Annotated in this window: 3 protein-coding genes; 1 reads left to right on the top strand and 2 read right to left on the bottom strand. The window is 34.7% G+C overall.

Translation table 11 applies throughout. The features are described from left to right. Nucleotides 1–174: 174 nt before the first annotated feature. Together recA and bcp are read right to left on the bottom strand one after the other, a co-directional pair. Nucleotides 175–1,179, bottom strand: coding sequence for a recombinase RecA (gene recA / locus ABFR62_14020; protein MEN8139535.1), 1,005 nt, complete (start codon nt 1,177–1,179; stop codon nt 175–177). Nucleotides 1,180–1,263: 84 nt separating this feature from the next. After that, nucleotides 1,264–1,725, bottom strand: a complete 462-nt coding sequence (gene bcp, locus ABFR62_14015; protein MEN8139534.1) for a thioredoxin-dependent thiol peroxidase — start codon at nt 1,723–1,725, stop codon at nt 1,264–1,266. A gap of 271 nt (nt 1,726–1,996) precedes the next feature. Here bcp and ABFR62_14010 point away from each other — a divergent pair, with 271 nt between their 5' ends. Continuing rightward, nucleotides 1,997–2,380, top strand: coding sequence for a GxxExxY protein (locus tag ABFR62_14010; protein ID MEN8139533.1), 384 nt, complete (start codon nt 1,997–1,999; stop codon nt 2,378–2,380). The last annotated feature ends 233 nt before the right edge of the window (nt 2,381–2,613 follow it).

Here is a 2,613-nt window from a genome sequence, read left to right as displayed (position 1 = left end):
CCCTGTTAATAAAAGTTATTAACGACAGCCACCACACTTCGGCAGATAAATCCCTAAAGCTGTTAAAGTAATATCGATGTATTTTTTTAATCATTTAAACCAAAGTAATTGTAAAAAAAAGACCGTTTAATTTACATTAAACGGTCGATAAATAAAATTATTCATTTCTTAATCCTACTCTTCCACTCCTGCTATAGCATTTTTAATTTTATGCTCCAGCTCCTCAGCTAATTCCGGATTATCAGAAATTATATTTTTAACCGCATCTCTTCCCTGACCTAATTTAGTGTCGTCATAGCTAAACCATGAACCGCTTTTCTTCACTATCCCGAGCTCAACACCCTGATCGATCAATTCACCAACTTTTGAAATCCCTGCTCCATACATAATATCAAATTCAGCCGTACGGAATGGCGGAGCCACCTTATTCTTAACAATCTTCACCTTAGTTCTGTTTCCTATCACAGAATCGGCATTTTTTATTTGTGTAGAACGACGAATATCTATACGTACAGAAGAATAGAATTTCAATGCATTACCACCGGTAGTTGTTTCAGGATTTCCGAACATTACACCAATTTTTTCACGCAATTGGTTAATGAAAATCACTGTACATTTTGTTTTACTAACCGAGCTTGTCATTTTTCTCAAAGCCTGCGACATCAATCTTGCCTGGAGTCCCATTCTCGAATCTCCCATTTCTCCTTCTATCTCGGCCTTTGGAGTAAGGGCAGCAACCGAGTCAATGATCAGCAGATCAATTGCACCCGATCTAATTAGATTATCAGCTATCTCCAATGCCTGTTCACCGTTATCAGGTTGCGAAATAATCAGATTTTCTACATCGATACCTAATTTTTCAGCATAAAACCTGTCAAAAGCGTGCTCTGCATCAATAAAAGCAGCAATTCCTCCCTGCTTTTGAGCTTCTGCAATAGCGTGCAAAGTCAATGTCGTTTTACCGGATGATTCAGGTCCGTATATTTCTACAACCCTTCCTCTTGGATAACCTCCTACTCCTAAAGCGACATCAATTCCCAAAGAACCTGATGGTATTACTTCCACTTCTTCAACTGCAGCATCACCCATTTTCATAACAGCACCCTTACCGTATGTCTTGTCCATTTTGTCCAAGGTCATCTGCAGTGCTTTCAACTTAGCTTCTTTGTCTGAACTCATGATATCAATATCTAATTGTTTATTTTTCAACGTATTATTTTTTTTCCTGTGAAACGATAAAAATAGGAAAATCATTCACAATTCCTACAAACTTTTTACTAAAATCTGAGCACTGTGCTCTTTTGTTTTCACCTTGGTAATAACATCCTCCAATTCACCTTTTTCATCAATTACAAAAGTTGATCTGTAAATACCTTCGTACTCACGGCCTGCCATTTTCTTCGGTCCCCATACACCATAAGCGTTGATAATGTCTTTATCCTCATCCGCAATAAGATTATATGGAAGCTCATTTTTTGTGCAGAAATTAAGCTGTCTTTTCTGAGAATCGGCACTTACACCAAGAACATCATAACCCTTTGCCTTAAAATCTTCATAATTATCCCTTAAATTTTTTGCTTCTGCCGTACAACCCGGTGTACTGGCTTTTGGATAAAAGAATAATACCAGTTTTTTACCGGAAAAATCAGCCAATTTCACCTCGTTACCTTCCTGATCTAATCCTTTAAAATCCGGAGCTTTATCGCCAACTTTCAAATGTGTCATGATTTTTAAATAATTTTTAGTTTCTCAAAACTAAAGGAAAATCTTAAGAGAGCAGCTATAAACCAATTATAAAATTAAATTGTGCTATTGGTTATTTTTATTATTTCTTGATTTAACCGCAAGGTTGCGCAAAGTAATCATGAACACCAAATACAATAAATACTTGTGAATAAAGTTTCGCAACGTAAAATTATAAATACTGATAATTTCCGATGAAAGCTCATTTTTTGAGCTTACCACTATGTAATTTAGCAACTTAAGCTACGCAACTATGTATTACACAGAGAATCAATTATCAAAACTCGCTTTAGATGCTGCATTTAAAGTACATAATCAGTTAGGTCCCGGACTTTTGGAGAGTTCATATCAAGAGTGTCTATTTTATGAAATAAAAAATATGGGACTATTTGTACAAAAAGAAAAACCACAACCTTTAATCTACAATGAAGTAAAGTTAGATATAGGCTATAGGCTAGATTTATTAGTAGAGAATAAATTAATTATAGAGATAAAGTCAGTAGATTCTCTTAACGATATACATCTCGCTCAAGTTCTTACTTATTTAAAGTTATCTAAATGTAAATTAGGGCTATTATTAAATTTCAATGTTAAGAGTCTTAAATTAGGTATTAAAAGAGTCGTAAATGGCTTATAAGAGGAATCTCCATATCATGGTTATTTTGCAATTATTTCACGTGTGTTTATTTTGGTGATCATAATTGCTCAGTAATTGCGAAACTTTGCGCATTACTTCGCGGATCTTTGCGGTTAAAACAGAAACAAGACAATAAGCTCCATAGAAGCGGAACAAAATCAACAAACTACAAATATTGAGAAAGCTTTCTAAGAGGCTTGAATATCAGAGTGAAAAAATATGGCTTTATGTTA

This window comes from Bacteroidota bacterium, from assembly GCA_039714315.1.
GTDB lineage: Bacteria > Bacteroidota > Bacteroidia > Flavobacteriales > JADGDT01 > JADGDT01.
Note: the sequence above shows the minus strand (reverse complement) of the source record. Positions and strands in the feature narration are given on the sequence as shown.

Excerpts from the sequence above, each read along its gene's own strand:
- recA (MEN8139535.1), bottom strand. The coding sequence starts at position 1,179 with ATGAGTTCAGACAAAGAAGCTAAGTTGAAAGCACTGCAGATGACCTTG.
- bcp (MEN8139534.1), bottom strand. The coding sequence starts at position 1,725 with ATGACACATTTGAAAGTTGGCGATAAAGCTCCGGATTTTAAAGGATTA.
- ABFR62_14010 (MEN8139533.1), top strand. The coding sequence starts at position 1,997 with ATGTATTACACAGAGAATCAATTATCAAAACTCGCTTTAGATGCTGCA.